The sequence below is a fragment of the Pseudomonas sp. GL_093 genome, from assembly GCF_057837605.1.
The window spans coordinates 1,378,630-1,398,121 of the sequence record NZ_CM174448.1 but is presented as its reverse complement, the minus strand read 5'-3'; the positions used below and the strand labels follow the sequence as shown (position 1 = coordinate 1,398,121).

Annotated in this window: 20 protein-coding genes; 3 read left to right on the top strand and 17 right to left on the bottom strand. The window is 58.8% G+C overall.

Annotated elements, in window-relative coordinates:
- Window positions 1-34: 34 nt before the first annotated feature.
- From AC3IUE_RS06175 to AC3IUE_RS06155, 5 genes are all read right to left on the bottom strand, one after another.
- Entirely contained in the window at window positions 35-1,531 is a 1,497-nt protein-coding gene (locus AC3IUE_RS06175; RefSeq protein ID WP_489266182.1) for a phage tail sheath subtilisin-like domain-containing protein, read from the bottom strand.
- A complete protein-coding gene (locus tag AC3IUE_RS06170; protein WP_003198311.1) occupies window positions 1,531-1,713 on the bottom strand; it encodes a DUF2635 domain-containing protein in 183 nt (60 codons plus the stop codon). The genes AC3IUE_RS06175 and AC3IUE_RS06170 overlap by 1 nt, the downstream gene beginning before the upstream one ends.
- On the bottom strand, window positions 1,710-2,294 hold the full coding sequence (locus AC3IUE_RS06165; protein ID WP_489266180.1) for a phage tail terminator protein: 585 nt from the start codon (window positions 2,292-2,294) through the stop codon (window positions 1,710-1,712). Before AC3IUE_RS06165 ends, AC3IUE_RS06170 begins: the two co-directional genes overlap by 4 nt.
- Window positions 2,295-2,428: 134 nt before the next feature.
- Window positions 2,429-2,776 (bottom strand): phage holin family protein, encoded by a 348-nt coding sequence (locus tag AC3IUE_RS06160; RefSeq protein WP_056739181.1) that lies wholly within the window; start codon window positions 2,774-2,776, stop codon window positions 2,429-2,431.
- 509 nt (window positions 2,777-3,285) lie between these two features.
- Entirely contained in the window at window positions 3,286-4,020 is a 735-nt protein-coding gene (locus AC3IUE_RS06155; protein WP_033053549.1) for a LexA family transcriptional regulator, read from the bottom strand.
- Between the two features lie 211 nt (window positions 4,021-4,231).
- Here AC3IUE_RS06155 and mutS point away from each other — a divergent pair, with 211 nt between their 5' ends.
- Together mutS and fdxA are read left to right on the top strand one after the other, a co-directional pair.
- A complete protein-coding gene (mutS, locus tag AC3IUE_RS06150) occupies window positions 4,232-6,811 on the top strand; it encodes a DNA mismatch repair protein MutS (protein ID WP_046046283.1) in 2,580 nt (859 codons plus the stop codon).
- 142 nt (window positions 6,812-6,953) lie between these two features.
- Window positions 6,954-7,277, top strand: a complete 324-nt coding sequence (fdxA, locus tag AC3IUE_RS06145) for a ferredoxin FdxA (RefSeq protein ID WP_008154011.1) — start codon at window positions 6,954-6,956, stop codon at window positions 7,275-7,277.
- Window positions 7,278-7,761: 484 nt separating this feature from the next.
- On the opposite strand, the gene rpoS is transcribed toward fdxA, so the two are convergent.
- The 8 genes from rpoS to AC3IUE_RS06105 all read right to left on the bottom strand — a co-directional run bounded on the left by rpoS (window position 7,762) and on the right by AC3IUE_RS06105 (window position 14,906).
- The gene (rpoS, locus tag AC3IUE_RS06140; protein WP_056739179.1) at window positions 7,762-8,769 is read right to left on the bottom strand and encodes an RNA polymerase sigma factor RpoS; all 1,008 of its coding nucleotides are present in this window, start codon (window positions 8,767-8,769) and stop codon (window positions 7,762-7,764) included.
- 105 nt (window positions 8,770-8,874) lie between these two features.
- Window positions 8,875-9,732 (bottom strand): peptidoglycan DD-metalloendopeptidase family protein, encoded by an 858-nt coding sequence (locus tag AC3IUE_RS06135; protein WP_056739177.1) that lies wholly within the window; start codon window positions 9,730-9,732, stop codon window positions 8,875-8,877.
- A gap of 211 nt (window positions 9,733-9,943) precedes the next feature.
- Window positions 9,944-10,579, bottom strand: coding sequence for a protein-L-isoaspartate(D-aspartate) O-methyltransferase (locus tag AC3IUE_RS06130; protein ID WP_177327881.1), 636 nt, complete (start codon window positions 10,577-10,579; stop codon window positions 9,944-9,946).
- A 41-nt stretch (window positions 10,580-10,620) separates the two neighbouring features.
- Window positions 10,621-11,370, bottom strand: coding sequence for a 5'/3'-nucleotidase SurE (gene surE, locus AC3IUE_RS06125; RefSeq protein WP_046046285.1), 750 nt, complete (start codon window positions 11,368-11,370; stop codon window positions 10,621-10,623).
- The gene (gene truD / locus AC3IUE_RS06120) at window positions 11,358-12,416 is read right to left on the bottom strand and encodes a tRNA pseudouridine(13) synthase TruD (RefSeq protein WP_056739175.1); all 1,059 of its coding nucleotides are present in this window, start codon (window positions 12,414-12,416) and stop codon (window positions 11,358-11,360) included. Before truD ends, surE begins: the two co-directional genes overlap by 13 nt.
- Window positions 12,413-12,886 (bottom strand): 2-C-methyl-D-erythritol 2,4-cyclodiphosphate synthase, encoded by a 474-nt coding sequence (gene ispF / locus AC3IUE_RS06115; protein WP_010462780.1) that lies wholly within the window; start codon window positions 12,884-12,886, stop codon window positions 12,413-12,415. The genes truD and ispF overlap by 4 nt, the downstream gene beginning before the upstream one ends.
- A 53-nt stretch (window positions 12,887-12,939) precedes the next feature.
- Window positions 12,940-13,785, bottom strand: coding sequence for an S-formylglutathione hydrolase (gene fghA / locus AC3IUE_RS06110; protein ID WP_046046288.1), 846 nt, complete (start codon window positions 13,783-13,785; stop codon window positions 12,940-12,942).
- A gap of 8 nt (window positions 13,786-13,793) precedes the next feature.
- On the bottom strand, window positions 13,794-14,906 hold the full coding sequence (locus AC3IUE_RS06105) for an S-(hydroxymethyl)glutathione dehydrogenase/class III alcohol dehydrogenase (RefSeq protein ID WP_033059912.1): 1,113 nt from the start codon (window positions 14,904-14,906) through the stop codon (window positions 13,794-13,796).
- A gap of 107 nt (window positions 14,907-15,013) precedes the next feature.
- Between AC3IUE_RS06105 and AC3IUE_RS06100 the strand changes: the two genes are divergently transcribed.
- On the top strand, window positions 15,014-15,910 hold the full coding sequence (locus AC3IUE_RS06100; protein ID WP_056739173.1) for a LysR family transcriptional regulator: 897 nt from the start codon (window positions 15,014-15,016) through the stop codon (window positions 15,908-15,910).
- A gap of 136 nt (window positions 15,911-16,046) precedes the next feature.
- Here AC3IUE_RS06100 and ispD read toward each other — a convergent pair whose 3' ends face one another.
- From ispD to kdsA, 4 genes are all read right to left on the bottom strand, one after another.
- Complete coding sequence (ispD, locus tag AC3IUE_RS06095) at window positions 16,047-16,754, bottom strand: 2-C-methyl-D-erythritol 4-phosphate cytidylyltransferase (protein ID WP_489266174.1); 708 nt, start codon at window positions 16,752-16,754, stop codon at window positions 16,047-16,049.
- Window positions 16,751-17,029 (bottom strand): cell division protein FtsB, encoded by a 279-nt coding sequence (gene ftsB, locus AC3IUE_RS06090; RefSeq protein WP_008028992.1) that lies wholly within the window; start codon window positions 17,027-17,029, stop codon window positions 16,751-16,753. The genes ispD and ftsB overlap by 4 nt, the downstream gene beginning before the upstream one ends.
- A gap of 171 nt (window positions 17,030-17,200) precedes the next feature.
- Window positions 17,201-18,490, bottom strand: coding sequence for a phosphopyruvate hydratase (eno, locus tag AC3IUE_RS06085; RefSeq protein WP_056739170.1), 1,290 nt, complete (start codon window positions 18,488-18,490; stop codon window positions 17,201-17,203).
- A 156-nt stretch (window positions 18,491-18,646) separates the two neighbouring features.
- Window positions 18,647-19,492, bottom strand: coding sequence for a 3-deoxy-8-phosphooctulonate synthase (gene kdsA / locus AC3IUE_RS06080; protein ID WP_033059920.1), 846 nt, complete (start codon window positions 19,490-19,492; stop codon window positions 18,647-18,649).

Sequence of the window (19,492 nt, the reverse complement as noted above, 5' to 3'; positions counted from 1 at the left end):
AGGTGGGCTGAAATCACACGTTCAAACGCGGTTTTTAAGCGGCGTCGTCGTACTGCAGACGGAATTGGTTGAGCAGCGCGAACACGCGCAGGCCGTTGATGTAATCCGGCGGGAACAGCACGTTGACCCGGCTCGGGTCCTGTACGTCGCGCTCGACGATCAAGTGCTCGGCAAACAGCTCGGCGTTTTCGACGTGACCTTCCAGTTCGAGCTTGGCGTACTGGGCGATCAGCTCACCGCGAATAGTGCTAGGGGTCACGATCGGCTGGCCGGCGCCGAAACGGGTGCCGTCAGAGGCCAGTTTGTGGCGACCGTATTTGCTGGTGATCACGCTTTGCAGACGACGCACGATAAAGGCCGACTGGTGCATGGTTTCGCTGTCCAGGTAGGAATTGTCTGCCTGGCCGTAGGCGTTCTTCTGATAGGTGGTGATCGAACGCTGAATGCGCACGTAGCCGCCTTCGTAGTACGCGGTGGCGATCCCGTAATTGAGCAGCGACTGACGCTCGGTCAGGGTGAAACGCTCACTGGCGGGTGCAGGGTCGAGACCTGGCAGGCTGCCGCTTTGGGTCGGACGGCTGGCGTCGGCGGAGATGAACACCGAGGTGCGCGCAGCCAGTGCAGCGGCTTGCACCCAGAACGGTTGTGGTACGCCCGGTTCCAGCGCCTGGAGGGTCATGTGCTGGTCGTTACGCGCCTGACCGGCAGCGACCAAAGTACCAATGGTGCCGCGCTTGGCGCTGTAGACATGACCGAACAATTGCTTGGCCCAGGACCAACGACCGGTGCTGTCATCCATGACGGCTTGCCAGGTGTTGAGGGTCGACAGGTCCGAGAATGGCATGCAGATGAACTCGAACGGTTCATCGCCCAGCGCCGCCACGGCAGCGACTTGATCCGGCACACCGGCACCGCCGGTCATGGCGGTGATGGCTGCGGTCAGGCCGGCTGGGGTTTCTTCGCCGTTGCTCTTGCCCAGGCGATTGAATTGCAGGCTGATGTCGTTACCGCTGTCGCCAGTCCATTTGGCGCTCAGGGTCACGATGCCTTCTACGGCTGCAGCGCTGACCGGCAGATCTGCCGAGGCGTTGACTTTCAGCGCCAGCGCGGTAGCCGCCTGAGCGGCCGTGGCGCCGTTGACGACGGCCGCTTGAACACGAACGCCACCGACATACAGGTTGAGCACACCGCTCTGGGTCGCTGCACCAGTCAAGGTCAACACGCCTTTGGCGATGCTGCCTTCGGTGTTGTGCAGCGGCAGGCACCAGATCTCGCTGATCGGGTCGGTCTTGCGCCAGGTTTCGTACATCGAAGCCAGCATCGAGCCTTGGCCGCCAATGCTTTTGGCCAGCGCCACGCTGGACACCAGCACCAGTTTGCCAACCTCGGCCGGCGCAATGTTGTCGTTGACCTGAGCGACGATCAAACGACGCATGGCCGACGACGCGCTATTGGCGGCCGAGTTGTCCATTTCTGCGTAGAACAGCGGAACACGAATGTCCGCGGGGATGTTGCTGAATCCGATCGCCATTATTTGGCTCCCTGTGGTTTTGCCGCTTTCACGGCTTTGGTAGTGATATCGCCATCGGCCAGACGTCGACGCCACCAGGCGTTGTCCGGCACTTCACGGCCCTCAAGGGGCAACAGATCGCCCGCTTCCGGATCGGGCACGGCGCGGCCTGGGGCCGGCAGCACGGTGATGCGTTTGCTCATGGGGTTACGTCTCCAGAGAAAGTCAGTTCCAGGCGTCCGTCGGGGCCTGGGCGTTTCAGATTGGGGTCCGCCGGATCGATCGCATCGACCCGCACGGTGACCCCGGTAAAGGACGACAAACCGTCCAGTTCACGTTCGTGCCAGCTCTCCGCAGGCTGACCAGGCAGATTGCGGCCGAGCTGGAACTCGGCAAAAAAGCGCAGGCGATACAGCACGCGGTTGCTGTTGATGGAAACCCGTTCGCCGCCGTCGTAGGCGATGGCGTCGTAATCACCGCCGGGCTTGAAACCCACCAGCGCCCGCCACAGTTCGGCCCGCAGGTCGTGCAACAGATCCAGCGCTTTTGTAGCGTCGGTGGTGTCAAGCACCAGGGTCACTTCGAAGCGGTCGCGAATGATCTGCCACGTAGCGTTTTGCGCCGCGTTTGCGCCCGCCAGATCGGCAATCGGCACTACGTAGGCGCAAGGTGTTGAAAGCGGGGTACTGGCTTGCAGCGTTTCGAGGTCGATGCCGGCAGCCACGCGACCGGCGAGGGCTGGGCAGTGATCACGCAGTTGGGTGATCAGTGGGGTGATCTTCATGGTGTTTTCACCGGGCAATAAAAAACCCGCTGGTTGGCGGGTTTGAGTGAAAGGTACTGGCCTTGGGAAACCCGCGTCCTTGCGGGTCGGATGCTGGTCGGCACCGCTGCTCGCCATTCCATTGGGCTTGGTGTTCAGTGATCCTGGCGGGTATCTCGCGGCGGCACTTCGCAAACGCCAATCCGCTTGGCCGCCCAACGTTCATAAAGGCCAATGGCAACGTCTGCCCCGGCCATCGCCGTAAGGCAACCGAACGCGCAAGCCGTCCAGATCGACACGCCGGCGGCATACAGCAGCATGATGGCCGAGACCCCGCAGACCATGCAGGCCCCGGATCGCAAGGCCAGGCGCCGCAGCAATGACCAGCCGCGGGCGCCCTCCTTGTCGGCGCGCCACATTTCGCCGGACACCCCGCCCACCAGGGCGAGGACGATGACGAGCCAGATCGGCATGTCCAGCAACGCTTGTTGCTCGTTTGTCATGTCACGCCTCCTGGGGGGTGATTGATGAGTGATGTGTGTGTCTTTCAAACGGTGTCTCTTGAGGTGCCTGACGGTAGGTAGGCATTCCAAAAAGCCCGGCATTGGCCGGGCTTTTCAGTAATGCGGTCCTTCGCGTTGACTTTTCGGCGCTACTGGCGCGGTACGAGTCCATTCAGATTGTTTTTCCGACCGCGGTCCCTGCCCGCCGGATAACTGCTTGTGGTGCTTTACGCTGCACACCCGGGTCAGTTGCCAACCCTCTGAACCGTTGAGGCCGGTTCATCGCTGCCTTTGTGGTGGAACTAAAGAGCTTCGTTTCGAGCTGCTTTGTTGAGCGGCTTGAGACAAAGAATATGCATTGATGCATATGCAGTCAATGCATAAATGCATTTATTTATGCGCCGTAAATGCACTGACGCATGAAAGTCCCGCAAGCAAAGGCGCTGACGGCTTTTCGACAGGCGAAAAAAAACCCGCTCAATGGCGGGTTTTATCTGACAGCGTTGAGGTTAACGGGCGTACATGCCCCACCAGAAGACGTGACCGAGGATGACGATCTGCTCTTCCTGGATTTCCTGGAAGGTGTAGTCCTCGTCCGGATGTTCATCGCGATTGAAGCTGCGCAGGCGTATTCCGGTAGGCAAGCGATAAAGCTGTTTCACCCGCAGCTGGCCGTTATGGTTGATGGCATAAAGGTCGCCATCCACGATATCGCCGATCCCGCACTTGCCGGCATTAACGCCGACGGTGGCGCCGTCGCGCAGTACCGGCAACATACTGTTGCCGCGCACCGTCACGCATTTGGCCTGGTCGAACTGAACGCCGTTGTGGCGCAGACTCCGCTTGCCGAAGCGCAGGCTAGAGCGCTCGCTCTCTTCAATGACGAACCTTCCTGATCCTGCAGCCAATTCAACCTCGCGAAGAAAGGGGACCGACACCTCGTCATCATCGACGGGCGTATCGTCGTCCCACAGACTTATGTCCTTGAGTTCCGAATGCAATTGATCGCGCCCGGTGCTGGCTGCCGGCGCGACATCCGCGCGGCCCCGCAACTGGTCGGTGCTCACGGCGAAGTACTCGGCGATCTTCGAGATGTGTTTATCCGAGGGATCGACGATCTTCCCGCTGAGGATCCGCGAGAGAGTGGATTGAGGCACGCCGGTGCGACGGTGAAGCTCCGTGGGGGAGATCCCGTGCTGATCGAGCAGCGCTCTTAAGACGGTAGAAACATTGCGTTTTTGCATAAAGCGCATAGTGCTTGTTCTTTTCACGGAAGACAAATGCCAAATTGCATAAATGGCGCATATGCCGTGCATAGACAGAAGAAACGTATCGCAGGGCTTTCATGCCTGCGTCGGGTGGACCGCCCATGTTAACCTTGCGCCCATCGCGGAAAAGCCGGGCCGATGCCCCTCCTTTGCCCTACACCTTTCAACGAATTTGCCTGATTATCCGATGAATAAAGCCCTCTCCGATCTGTCCTCCCACACGCCAATGATGCAGCAGTACTGGCGCCTGAAAAACCAGCACCCAGACCAGCTGATGTTCTACCGCATGGGCGACTTCTACGAGATCTTCTACGAAGACGCGAAGAAGGCCGCCAAATTGCTGGACATCACCCTGACCGCCCGTGGGCAGTCGGCGGGTCAGGCGATTCCGATGTGTGGGATTCCTTACCACGCCGCGGAAGGTTACCTGGCGAAACTGGTCAAGCTCGGCGAGTCGGTGGTGATCTGTGAGCAGGTCGGCGACCCGGCGACCAGCAAGGGGCCGGTGGATCGTCAGGTAGTGCGAATCATCACGCCCGGCACGGTCAGCGATGAAGCGCTGCTGGATGAGCGTCGGGACAACCTGATCGCGGCGGTGCTGGGTGACGAGCGTCTGTTCGGCCTGGCGGTGCTGGATATCACCAGCGGCAACTTCACCGTACTGGAGATCAAAGGCTGGGAAAACCTGCTGGCGGAACTGGAGCGGGTCAATCCGGTGGAGCTGATGATCCCGGACGACTGGCCGAAAGATCTGCCGGCGGAGAAACGTCGTGGGGTTCGTCGCCGTGCGCCGTGGGATTTCGAACGTGATTCGGCCCTGAAAAGTCTTTGCCAACAATTCTCGACCCAAGACCTGAAAGGTTTCGGCTGCGAGAACCTGACCCTGGCCATCGGCGCCGCCGGTTGCCTGCTCAGCTACGCCAAAGAAACCCAGCGCACCGCCCTGCCCCATTTGCGCAGCCTGCGCCATGAACGCCTGGACGACACTGTGGTGCTGGACGGCGCGAGCCGTCGCAACCTGGAACTGGACACCAACCTGGCTGGCGGTCGCGACAACACGTTGCAATCGGTGGTCGACCGCTGCCAGACCGCCATGGGCAGCCGTCTGCTGACCCGCTGGCTGAACCGTCCGCTGCGGGATCTGACCGTACTGCTGGCGCGCCAGACCTCGATCACCTGCCTGCTCGACGGTTACCGCTTCGAGAAACTGCAACCGCAGCTCAAGGAAATCGGCGACATCGAGCGGATCCTGGCGCGGATCGGCCTGCGTAATGCCCGCCCTCGTGACCTGGCTCGCCTGCGTGATGCGCTCGGTGCATTGCCTGAGTTGCAAGTGGCGATGACTGAGCTGGAAGCTCCGCACATCATTCAACTGGCGAAGACCACCAGCACCTACCCGGAACTGGCGGCACTGCTGGAAAAAGCCATCATCGACAACCCTCCGGCCGTCATCCGTGACGGCGGCGTGTTGAAAACCGGTTACGACGCCGAACTGGACGATCTGCAATCGCTCAGCGAAAACGCCGGGCAGTTCCTGATCGACCTCGAAGCACGCGAGAAGGCCCGTACCGGTCTGTCGCACCTGAAAGTCGGTTACAACCGCATTCATGGCTACTTCATCGAGTTGCCGAGCAAGCAGGCCGAATCGGCGCCGGCAGACTATATCCGTCGCCAGACGTTGAAAGGCGCCGAGCGCTTCATTACGCCTGAACTGAAGGCGTTCGAGGACAAGGCCCTGTCGGCGAAGAGCCGCGCCCTGGCGCGCGAGAAGATGCTCTATGAAGCACTGCTCGAAGATTTGATCTCTCAGTTGCCACCACTGCAAGACACCGCCGCGGCACTGGCCGAGCTGGACGTGCTGAGCAACCTTGCCGAACGTGCGCTGAACCTCGATCTGAACTGTCCGCGCTTCGTCGACGAGCCATGCATGCGCATCACTCAGGGTCGTCACCCGGTGGTCGAGCAAGTACTGACCACGCCGTTCGTGGCCAACGACCTGAGCCTCGACGACAACACCCGCATGCTGGTGATCACCGGTCCGAACATGGGCGGTAAATCCACCTACATGCGCCAGACCGCTCTGATCGTGCTGCTGGCACACATCGGTAGCTTCGTTCCGGCGGCCAGTTGCGAGTTGTCTCTGGTGGACCGGATCTTTACCCGGATCGGTTCCAGCGATGACCTGGCCGGCGGGCGCTCGACCTTCATGGTCGAAATGAGCGAAACCGCGAACATTCTGCACAACGCCACCGAGCGCAGCCTGGTGCTGATGGACGAAGTCGGTCGCGGCACCAGCACCTTTGACGGTCTGTCCCTGGCGTGGGCTGCGGCCGAACGCCTGGCGCATCTGCGGGCTTATACGCTGTTCGCCACCCACTACTTCGAGCTGACCGTATTGCCGGAAGCCCAGCCGTTGGTGGCCAACGTGCACCTCAATGCCACTGAGCACAACGAACGCATCGTGTTCCTGCACCACGTGCTACCTGGGCCTGCCAGCCAGAGCTACGGCCTTGCGGTTGCACAATTGGCCGGCGTGCCGAGCGAAGTGATCGTGCGCGCTCGCGAACACCTGGGTCGGCTGGAAGCGACCGCCCTGCCTCATGAAGTTCCCAAGACTGCCAAAGGCAAACCGGCCGCGCCGCAGCAGAGCGACATGTTCGCCAGCCTGCCGCATCCGGTGCTGGATGATCTGGCCAAACTTGATCTTGACGACATGACACCGCGTCGCGCGCTCGAAATGCTCTATACACTAAAGACACGGATCTAACGCACTTGCCTGCAAGCTGTTAGAATCTCGCGCGGTTTGGGATGCTGCTGGCTTATAGCCTGACCAGCAGACTATCGCTCCCAAACCTGGCGACCCCAACGTGAAGGGGCTCCGCTGCCGCCGCCTGAGGAGAAAATTAGAAATGACCTTCGTCGTCACCGACAACTGCATCAAGTGCAAGTACACCGACTGCGTAGAAGTCTGTCCGGTGGACTGCTTTTACGAAGGCCCGAATTTCCTGGTGATTCACCCGGATGAGTGCATCGACTGCGCACTGTGCGAACCAGAATGCCCTGCCGTGGCCATCTTCTCCGAAGATGAAGTCCCGGAAGACATGCAGCAATTTATTCAGCTGAACGTTGAGCTGGCGGAAATCTGGCCCAACATCACCGAGAAGAAAGAATCGTTGCCCGATGCCGAAGAGTGGGATGGCGTCAAAGGCAAGATCAAAGATCTCGAACGCTGATTACCCCCGCGTTCTCGAAAAGGCCCCTTGTGGGCCTTTTTGCTTTTCTGCAGGCAAAAAAAGGGGCGGTTTGACCCGCCCACATTTTTTCCCTATTCCCTGTGTTCCTTTTCATCGTCCTGATGAATCGCTTCCTGCGATGTCCTTCCCCCTCATCCTTGAAGGGTGTGTCTGTCCGTCGACACAGTTCAGATACTAGAGAATTCCCTACCAAGAGCAATCGCCCCCGTTAGCTGAAACTGGCTGTCACAAGCTATTAATCTTAAAAAATAAGTATATAAATCAATTAGTTAATCTTATCTCACGTAGGAATATGTACGACTGCTACCCATTGAATTAGCGAACACTTACGAAAGAGTAAGCAAACACTTACAGCGAGAGACTACAAACCAGATGTGATGACAGAGGGAACTCCCAACCTGTCTCCCAGGCAATAAAAAACCCCGAACCAGTCGGGGCTTTTCAATGCCAACCAGCAAATTGCTTATTGAAACAGCGACTCGCTCGACAGGCCATTCTTCTCGAGAATCTCCCGAAGACGCTTCAGGCCTTCAACCTGAATCTGTCTGACCCGCTCCCGGGTCAGGCCAATCTCCAGGCCTACATCTTCAAGTGTGCTGCTCTCGTGACCGCGCAGGCCGAAGCGGCGTATCACCACTTCGCGTTGCTTGTCGGTCAGCTCCGAGAGCCATTGATCAATGCTCTGGGACAGGTCGTCATCCTGCAACAGTTCACATGGATCGGTTGGACGGTCATCGGTAAGGGTGTCCAGCAGGGTTTTATCCGAATCCGGACCCAGCGAGACGTCGACCGAAGAAACCCGCTCGTTCAGGCCGAGCATGCGCTTGACCTCTCCCACTGGCTTTTCCAGCAGGTTGGCAATTTCTTCGGGCGAGGGTTCGTGATCGAGTTTTTGCGTCAGCTCCCGTGCAGCCCGCAGGTACACGTTGAGCTCTTTGACCACATGAATCGGCAACCGGATGGTCCGGGTCTGATTCATGATCGCGCGCTCGATGGTCTGACGAATCCACCAGGTCGCGTAGGTCGAAAAGCGGAAGCCACGCTCAGGGTCGAACTTCTCTACCGCCCGGATAAGACCGAGGTTGCCCTCTTCGATCAGGTCAAGCAGCGACAGACCACGATTGACGTAACGCCGGGCGATTTTCACCACCAGCCGCAGGTTACTTTCAATCATGCGTTTGCGCCCGGCCGGATCTCCACTTTGCGACAAGCGCGCAAAATGAACTTCTTCTTCGGGGGACAGCAGAGGGGAAAAGCCAATCTCATTGAGGTACAGCTGCGTGGCATCGAGTGCACGCGTGTAGTCAATGTACTTGTGTTGCTTTAACGAAGCGGAGTGTTTGGATTTGGCACGAACGGAAGGTGGAGCTGCCCCTTCATCATTCGACATCGAATCCGTCCCGATGCCGCTCTCCATCAGGAGAACCTCATCGTCGATGTCAAACTCCGGCACTTCTTTACTGAGAGCCATTGTTATAGTCCTTTGGTGAGTTCGACCTCAGGCTCAAGCGGCGCCTTTATCCTTGGCAACGCTGGAGCCTGTTCCCTCTACGTGACGGAACAGGCTGGAAAGCGATCAACGACGCGGCAGGAATTGCAGCGGATCTACAGGTTTACCTTGTCGGCGAATCTCAAAATGCAGCTTCACCCGGTCTGTACCCGTTGACCCCATTTCGGCAATTGTCTGTCCGACCTTGACCTGCTGCCCCTCCCGAACCAACAGCCTGCGGTTATGTCCGTAGGCACTGACGTAGGTATCGCTGTGTTTGATGATGACTAATTCGCCGTAGCCCCTTAAGCCACTCCCGGCGTATACCACCGTCCCATCAGACGCAGCTAAAACAGGCTGTCCCAAATCCCCGGCGATATCAATTCCTTTATTCAAACTGCCGTTTGAAGAGAATTTTCCAATGAGAATGCCATTAGATGGCCACCCCCAGCCGGTCGGGGCCGGACCGGCAGGAGGCATCGGAGCAGGGGTCGGCTTGCTGGCGACGGACGGTGCAACCACTGCTGTGCTGGTGGTTGCGCCATTCGCCTGGCGCCGGATAACCGTGGTTTTGAGCGACGAAGAAGGCGTTGAATCAATGGAGCTGGCCACCGGCGTCGGCGTTGAACCGGTGCGACCGTCAAAGCGAATCGTCTGACCCGGATGGATCGTATAAGGCGTAGGAATGTTGTTGCGTGCCGCGAGGGCTTTGTAGTCCCAGCCGTAGCGAAAGGCGATGGAGAACAAGGTGTCTTTAGGTCGGACGACGTATTGACCCGTGGTCACTGCCGGACGCTGGGCGACGGCGTTGTTGCGATCGACGACGCGTACTTCGCTCGATTTGTTGCTGGAGCAACCGACTAGCAAGGTGCTCAAGACAAGGCCAGTCACCAGGCGCTGAAAGCTCGTTTTACCCATTCGCTGCGCAATGACTGTGAGACTCACCCGCCGCTCCCTTTGTGGTGGCTGAAAATGTGGATTGCCGTGTTCCGGCATGAAATGTCGCAAGTATAACGGGCCGTGCAGGCTTTACCTTTAATGAAGCGAAATGGCTTCGCGCACACGTTTGCTGCCTGACGATGAATCCCGTTTAACTGATCGATGCCGCTGTAAGACAGGAGCAATCGAAGAGAATTCAGCGCGCTAAAACAAATGCTCAGGCGAGCGGCCCATTGAGTAACGGGACGAAGCGAACAGCCCCCAGAACACGCCTGGAAAAGCCCTGCTCTTCCCGGATGATCAGCATCAATTGTTGAACCTCACCCGATCCGACCGGGATCACCAGCCGCCCTCCCGGTGCCAATTGATCAAGCAGCGCCTGAGGTACATCGGTCGCCACCGCGGTCACGATAATGCCGTTGTACGGCGCCAGCGCCGGCCAGCCTTCCCAGCCATCGCCCCAGCGGAACACCACGTTGCGCAGGTTCAGCTCCACCAGGCGTTCCTTGGCCCGATCCTGTAGAACCTTGATGCGCTCGACGGAAAATACCCGCTCGACCAGTTGCGACAGCACCGCCGTCTGATAGCCCGAGCCGGTGCCGATTTCCATCACCTTGTCGAGCGGACCGGCCTCCAGCAGCAACTCGCTCATGCGAGCCACCATATAAGGCTGCGAGATGGTCTGGTTATTGCCGATCGGCAGCGCCGTGTCTTCGTAGGCACGGTGAGCCAGCGCCTCGTCGACGAACAGGTGACGCGGTGTACGGCGAATGACTTCCAGCACCTTGGCGTTGCAAATCCCCTCTTCATACAGGCGCTGAATAAGGCGCTCACGGGTCCGTTGTGAGGTCATCCCGATGCCACGACGCAGAATATCGTCTTGTTCACGAGCCATTAGTTCAGCCCCTCCAGCCAGCCATCGAGACTTCTGAAGGCATCATTAAAGGTGCGATCCAGTTGCAGTGGGGTGATTGAAACATAGCCCTGCATCACCGCATGAAAATCGGTGCCCGGGCCGCCGTCCTCGGCATCCCCCGCCGCCGCAATCCAGTAACCGGATTTACCGCGCGGATCGACCACTTTCATCGGCGCTGCAGCACGTGCGCGATGTCCGAGGCGGGTCAGCTGAATACCGCGGATGTGATCCAGCGGCAAATTGGGAATGTTCACGTTCAGTACCGTACGCGGTGGCAGTTCAAGGTCCGCGTGAGCCTCTACCAGTTTGCGCGCAAAGTACGCGGCTGTGGGAAGGTTCTCCACTTGCCGTGAGGCCAACGAAAAGGCAAACGAAGGACGCGCCAGGAAACGTCCCTCAAGGGCCGCCGCCACGGTGCCGGAATACAACACGTCATCACCCAGGTTGGCGCCCAGGTTGATGCCCGAAACCACCATGTCCGGCTCGCGCTCCAGCAAGCCATTGAGGCCCAGGTGCACGCAATCGGTCGGTGTGCCATTGAGGCTGATAAAGCCGTTGGCCAGCGTTTGCGGGTGTAACGGACGGTCGAGCGTCAGCGAGCTGCTGGCGCCGCTTTTGTCTTGGTCCGGGGCGATAACCACGCATTCGGTGTAATCCGCCAGCGCAGCATAAAGCGCGGCGAGACCGGGTGCGGTTACCCCATCGTCGTTAGAAATCAGAATACGCATGGGCTGTCCGTCTGCCCCACCGGCACCAGATCAACAAGCTCGCGCACCAATACGGTGGCGAAGCATCCGGCCGGGAGGACGAATTCCAGTTGCAGAATGTCAGGCTCGGGATAATGCCACGTCAACCCACCAATGGGCAGTCGCAGGATGCGACGTTCGTGGCTCATTCCGGCGTTAATCAACCAATCACGCAAGTCTGCTTCGCGAGTGGCGATTGCCTGCTCCAGTTCATGGACAGCGCCCGTCGTCGGCGAGTCACCTTCGCCCCACTGCGGACCGGTCGGGTGCAGATCGAGAATTGCCAGACGCGGGTCGCTGCACTCGGCTTCACCGGCCGGAAAGAAGCTGCGGCTATCGGTGAAGGCCAGCAGATCGCCAACCTGGGCACGCTGCCAGCTGCCATCGGCGACACGCGCCGCCAACACCTGATTAAACAGAAAACTGCGCGCCGTAGAGAGCAGACGCGAACGCACGTTGCGCTGCTCCGGTAAGGCTTTGCGAGCAGCCCACGCACGGGCATCGACCACGTTACCGCCGTCAAACCCAAAACGCTGGGCGCCGAAATAATTGGGAATACCTTGCTTGGCAATCAGTTGCAGACGCTCCTCGATCGCCGCTTTGTCGCCTGCGAATTGCGTCAGTCGCAACGTGAAGCCATTGGCCGAGTGGGCACCGCGTTGTAGCTTGCGTTTGTGCCGGCCGGTCTTGAGGATTTTCAGCGTATCGTTTTCCGCCGCCGACAGATCGGGATCAGCCTTGCCTGGCAGCTGCACGCTGAACCACTGGCGAGTCAGCGCCTGACGATCCTTGAGGCCCGCGTAACTGACGGTGCGCAATGGAACGCCCGCTGCCTTGGCGATCCGCCGTGCCGCTTCTTCGGTATTCAGACCGCGCTTTTCCACCCAGATCCACAAGTGTTCGCCATCGCCACTGAGGGGGATATTGAGGACTTCATCGACCTGAAAATCTTCCGCCGTGGCTTTCAGTACTGCGGTGCCGAGGGCTTCGCCATAGGCCCGCGGGCCGAGCAATTGCAGTTCGTTCATGCGCGCAGCAACAAGGCAACGGAGTGCACGGCAATGCCTTCTTCGCGACCGACAAAGCCGAGCTTTTCGGTGGTGGTAGCTTTCACGTTCACTTGATCCAACTCAACTTGAAGATCCGCGGCAATCAGCGCGCGCATCGATTCGATATGCGGGGCCATTTTCGGCGCCTGGGCGACGATGGTGTTATCGACGTTGCCGACTTTCCAGCCCTTGGCGTGGATCAGTGCGACGACGTGACGCAACAGCACACGGCTGTCGGCGCCCTTGAATGTCGGGTCGGTGTCCGGGAAATGCTTGCCGATATCACCCAGCGCAGCGGCGCCGAGCAAGGCATCGCTCAAGGCGTGCAGCAGGACGTCACCGTCGGAATGAGCGAGCAGCCCGAAGCCGTGTGCAATGCGCACGCCGCCCAGAGTAATGAAATCGCCTTCAGCGAAACGGTGCACATCATAGCCGTGGCCAATACGCATAAAAAAACGCCCCGATTTTTGTCAGGGCGTGATTCTACCTGCTTTGTCGAACATTAGGCGCTTAGAGCGCGCCCATGATGTTGCAAGTGGTCGTCGATGAAACTGGCGATGAAGAAATAGCTGTGGTCGTAGCCGGGTTGCAGGCGCAACGTCAGCGGATGACCGGCCAGTTTGGCGGCCTGTTGCAAGGCTTCAGGCTTGAGCTGGGTGGCGAGGAAATCGTCGCGATCACCTTGGTCGACCAGCAGCGGCAACTTCTCGTTCGCTTCGGCAATCAGGACGCAGGCATCCCACTCGCGCCATTTCGATCGATCTTCCCCCAGGTAGCGGGAAAAGGCCTTCTGACCCCAAGGGCAGTCCATCGGATTGTTGATCGGCGAGAACGCCGAGACCGACTGATAACGCCCCGGATTACGCAACGCGCAGACCAAAGCACCGTGGCCACCCATGGAGTGACCGCTGATGCCGCGCTTGTCCGACGCCGGGAAATGGGCTTCGACCAATGCGGGCAATTCCTGCACGACATAGTCATGCATCCGATAGTGCCGGGACCAGGGTTCCTGCGTGGCATTCAGATAAAATCCGGCGCCGAGACCGAAGTCCCAGGCGCCATCCGGATCACCCGGCACATCGGGACCGCGAGGGCTGGTGTCCGGTGCAACGATGATCAGGCCAAGCTCGGCGGCCATGCGCATGGCGCCGGCCTTTTGCATGAAGTTTTCGTCGGTGCAGGTCAGGCCGGATAACCAATACAGCACCGGCAGTTTGCCGCCCTGCTCCGCTTGCGGCGGCAGGTACACGGCAAACACCATGTCGCAGCCGAGCACATCGGAGCGGTGCCGATAGCGTTTGTGCCAGCCGCCGAAGCTTTTCTGGCAGGAGATATTTTCCAGGCTCATGACCGACCTCAGAAATGGATGACGGAACGGATGCTCTTGCCTTCATGCATCAGGTCGAACGCCTTGTTGATATCTTCCAGGCCCATCGTGTGGGTGATGAACGTATCCAGCGGGATTTCGCCGGTTTCAGCCATCTCGACATAGCTTGGCAACTCGGTACGGCCACGCACGCCACCGAACGCCGAACCGCGCCAGACGCGACCGGTCACCAACTGGAATGGACGCGTGGAGATTTCCTGGCCAGCACCGGCGACGCCGATGATTACCGACTCGCCCCAACCCTTGTGGCAGCATTCAAGTGCAGCACGCATCAATTGGACGTTGCCGATGCACTCGAAGGAAAAGTCGACGCCGCCATCGGTCATGTCGACGATGACTTCCTGGATCGGACGATCAAAATCTTTCGGGTTCACACAATCGGTTGCACCCAACTGCTTGGCGATCTCGAATTTGGCCGGGTTGATGTCGATGGCGATGATCCGCGCAGCCTTGGCTTTGACGGCGCCGATCACCGCCGACAGACCGATGCCGCCGAGGCCGAAAATGGCGACGGTATCACCAGGTTTTACCTTGGCGGTATTGAGGACTGCACCGATGCCGGTGGTGACACCGCAGCCCAGCAGGCAGACTTTTTCCAGTGGCGCTTCTTTTGGAATTTTGGCGACGGAGATTTCCGGCAGCACGGTGTATTCGGAGAACGTCGACGTCCCCATGTAGTGGAAAATTGGCTGGCCTTTGTAGGAAAAGCGCGAAGTGCCATCCGGCATCAGGCCTTTACCCTGAGTCGCGCGAATCGCCTGACACAGGTTGGTTTTGCCCGACAGACAGAATTTGCACTGGCGGCATTCCGGGGTGTACAGCGGGATCACATGATCGCCGACAGCGACGGAGGTCACGCCCTCACCGATCGCCTCAACCACCGCGCCACCTTCGTGACCGAGGATCGACGGGAAGATGCCTTCCGGGTCCGCACCCGACAGCGTGTAGGCATCGGTATGACAAACACCGGAGGCAACCACACGCAGCAGGACTTCACCGGCCTTGGGCATGGCGACATCGACTTCAACGATCTCGAGGGGTTTCTTGGCCTCGAAGGCAACGGCAGCGCGCGACTTGATCATGTGGATTCTCCAGTGAATAAAAACGAGACAGGGAGTGTAATACACCTCCTGACGGTGAATAATCCGGACAAAAGCAAAACATTATTGCCATACAGGGATAATCCTTGATGTCCGAAAACCGCTGGGAAGGTATCGACGAGTTCGTCGCCGTGGCCGAGTGCAGCCAGTTCACGGCTGCCGCGGAACGCCTCGGGGTTTCGTCCTCCCACATCAGTCGACAAATAGTACGCCTCGAAGAGCGCCTTCAGACGCGTCTGCTTTATCGCAGCACTCGCCGGGTCACTCTGACCGAAGCCGGGCAAACCTTTCTTCAGCATTGCCAGCGCCTGCAGGATGGCCGTGAAGAAGCCTTGCGTGCGGTTGGCGACCTGACCAGCGAACCCAAAGGCATGCTGCGCATGACCTGCGCCGTGGCTTACGGTGAACGATTCATCGTGCCGCTGGTGACCCGTTTCATGGCGCTCTATCCGCAACTGCGCATCGACATCGAACTGAGCAATCGTCAACTCGACCTCGTGCACGAAGGGCTGGACCTGGCGATCCGTCTCGGCCGCCTGCAGGACTCACGACTGGTGGCGACACGTCTGGCACCACGACGCATGTACCTGTGCGCATCGCCGTCCTACCTGGAACGGTATGGTCGCCCACATAGCTTGTCGGAACTCAGCCGCCACAACTGCCTCATTGGTAGCTCGGACATCTGGCAACTGGAACAGAACGGGCGGGAATTTTCCCAGCGAGTGCAGGGAAACTGGCGCTGCAACAGTGGGCAAGCGGTGCTGGATGCCGCGTTACAGGGCGTGGGTTTGTGTCAGCTGCCGGACTATTACGTGCTGGAGCATCTGAAGAGCGGTGCGTTGATTTCACTGCTGGATGCGCACCAACCGCCGAATACCGCGGTGTGGGCGTTGTATCCACAGCAGCGACATCTGTCGCCGAAGGTACGCAAGTTGGTGGATTATTTGAAGGAAGGGCTGGCTGAGCGGCCGGAGTATCGAACTTAGCTCGGCTTGCAGCTTTCAGTGACAGTTTTGCTGACTGATAGACCGCCATCGCGAGCAGGCTCGCTCCCACAGGGAAATGCATTCCATTGTGGGAGCGAGCCTGCTCGCGATAGCGGTTGAATATTCAACGAGTAATTCAGCGGCGGTTAGCCCAACGCTGGCGCAACCACTCAAGGTCTTCAGGGCGGGTGACCTTGAGGTTGTCGGATCGACCTTCGATCAGGCGCGGCGCCAGGCCTGCCCACTCCATGGCCGAAGCTTCATCAGTGATGACCGCATCGGCCACCAGACTGTCGGCCAACGCCCGATGCAATGCACCAAGGCGAAACATCTGCGGCGTATAGGCTTGCCAGATCACACGGCGATCCACGGTTTCGACCACACGACCATGCTTGTCGACCCGCTTGAGAGTATCGCGTGCCGGAACTGCCAGCAGCCCACCAACCGGATCATCTGCGAGCTCACCCAGCAACTTGTCCAGATCATCTCGGCTCAGATTCGGCCGCGCAGCATCGTGAACCAGCACCCAATCCTCATCGTCAGCGCCTTGCGCATGCAAATGCAGCAACGCATTGAGTACCGACCCGGAACGCTCGGAGCCGCCCTCAACCCGCTGAATTCGCGGATCGCAAGCACACGCCAGGGTCGGCCAATAAGGATCATCAACAGCAAGACTGACCACCAACCCTTTCAGGGAAGGGTGATCAAGGAAACAGCCAAGGCTGTGTTCGAGAATTGTGCGCCCGCCCAGTTGCAAGTATTGCTTGGGACGGTCCGCGGCCATACGGGCACCGACGCCCGCGGCAGGAATTACAGCCCAGAAGGCCGGTAACGAGGGGTTCATTGAGCCAACTGGTAAAGGGTTTCACCGTCCTTGACCATGCCCAACTCATGGCGAGCCCGTTCTTCAACGGTCTCCATGCCCTTTTTCAATTCACTGACTTCAGCGTCCATCACCCGATTGCGCTCAAGCAGCCCCTCGTTCTCAGCGTGTTGATCTGCGATCTGCTGAGTCAGTTCGGCCACTTGCGCCAGACTGCCATTACCCACCCACAGGCGGTATTGCAGGCCAGCCAGCAGCAGGAGCAAGACGAGGAACAACCAATTGGGACTGCGCATCGAATATCAGGTATCCAGTGAAAAAAGACAGCCATGCCAAAACTTTGAAGCTTCTGATAGCACGAAGCCTGGAAGACCCAGGCTTGTGCTTATAAGGCATCAGATTAGTGGCAAATCCATCGCTGTAGCGATTTTTCCGACACAATCCGGTGTCTTTTTACCAATTAACGATTAACCGCGGAATTCGCTGCGACCGTTGTACTTGGCTTTGCCATTCAACTGCTCTTCGATGCGCAGCAGTTGGTTGTACTTGGAAACACGGTCGGAACGGCACAGGGAGCCGGTCTTGATCTGGCCAGCCGCGGTGCCCACAGCCAGGTCGGCAATGGTCGAATCTTCGGTTTCGCCGGAGCGGTGCGAGATCACGGCAGTGTAACCAGCGGCCTTGGCCATCTGGATGGCTTCCAGGGTTTCAGTCAGGGTGCCGATCTGGTTGAACTTGATCAGGATCGAGTTGGCGATCTTTTTATCGATGCCTTCTTTCAGGATCTTGGTGTTGGTTACGAACAGGTCGTCGCCTACCAGTTGGATTTTCTCGCCGATCTTGTCGGTGAGGATTTTCCAGCCAGCCCAGTCGGACTCGTCCAGACCGTCTTCGATCGAGATGATCGGGTAACGCTCGGTCAGGCCTTTCAGGTAGTCAGCGAAACCTTCAGCGGTGAACACCTGGCCTTCGCCGGACAGGTTGTATTTACCGTCTTCGTAGAATTCGCTGGCCGCGCAGTCCAGCGCCAGGGTCACGTCGGTGCCCAGCTTGTAACCGGCGTTGGCCACGGCTTCGGAGATCACTTTCAAAGCGTCTTCGTTGGAGGCCAGGTTCGGTGCGAAACCACCTTCGTCGCCAACAGCAGTGCTCAGGCCACGGGCCTTCAGAACGGCTTTGAGGTGATGGAAAATCTCGGTGCCCATGCGCAGACCTTCCGAGAAAGACTTGGCGCCTACTGGCTGAACCATGAATTCCTGGATGTCGACGTTGTTATCGGCGTGCTCGCCACCGTTGATGATGTTCATCATCGGAACCGGCATCGAGTAAACACCCGGAGTGCCGTTCAGGTTGGCAATGTGAGCGTACAGCGGCAGGTCCTGGTCCTGTGCGGCGGCCTTGGCGGCTGCCAGGGAAACGGCGAGGATCGCGTTGGCGCCCAGGGAGCCTTTGTTTTCAGTACCGTCGAGCTTGATCATCGCGTGATCCAGCGCTTTCTGGTCGCTTGGGTCTGCACCTTTCAACAGGTCGCGGATCGGACCGTTGATGTTGGCGACGGCTTTCAGCACGCCCTTGCCCAGGTAACGGCTCTTGTCGCCATCACGCAGCTCGAGCGCTTCACGCGAGCCAGTGGAAGCACCGGACGGCGCGCAAGCACTGCCGATGATGCCGTTATCGAGAAGCACGTCCGCTTCCACGGTGGGGTTGCCACGGGAGTCGAGAACTTCACGACCTTTGATGTCGACGATTTTTGCCATTGTTGTAAACACTCCAAAGTTGACGAAAACGACGCAGCTGAAGGAAATCTTGTATCGCCGGCAAGTAATGTGCAGCGGGCAGACTTGCGGACGATAAGGCCCAGACCCGAGGGCCTGAGCATTAATTCGTGCGGTACTTTACCGGAGAAATGAGGATTACGCGGTTTCTACCGTCGGAAAACTCTTCACCAGTTCGTCCAAAGCTTTGAGCTGGGCCAGGAATGGCTCCAGTTTGTCCAGACGCAAGGCACAAGGGCCGTCGCATTTGGCGTTGTCCGGGTCCGGGTGCGCTTCGAGGAACAGGCCAGCCAACGACTGGCTCATACCGGCTTTGGCCAGGTCCAGGACCTGAGCACGGCGACCACCAGCGGAATCGGAGCGACCGCCGGGCATTTGCAGCGCGTGGGTCACGTCGAAGAACACCGGGTATTCGAACTGCTTCATGATGCCGAAGCCGAGCATGTCGACGACCAGGTTGTTGTAGCCGAAGCTCGATCCGCGTTCGCAGAGAATCAACTGATCGTTACCCGCTTCCACGCATTTGCTCAGGATGTGCTTCATTTCCTGAGGCGCGAGGAACTGGGCTTTCTTGATGTTGATCACCGCGCCGGTCTTGGCCATCGCGACCACCAGGTCGGTCTGGCGCGACAAGAAGGCCGGCAACTGGATGATGTCGCAGACTTCAGCGACGACCGCGGCCTGATCAGGCTCGTGGACGTCGGTGATGATCGGCACGCCAAACGCCTGCTTGATGTCCTGGAAAATCCGCATGCCCTCTTCCAGGCCGGGGCCACGGTAAGAGGTCACGGAGGAACGGTTGGCCTTGTCGAAGCTGGCCTTGAACACGTAAGGGATACCGAGTTTCTCGGTGACCTTTACGTATTCTTCGCAGACCTGCATCGCCATGTCGCGGCTTTCCAGCACGTTCATGCCACCGAAAAGCACCATTGGCTTGTCGTTGGCAATCTCGATATCGCCTACGCGGATGATCTTCTGGGCCAT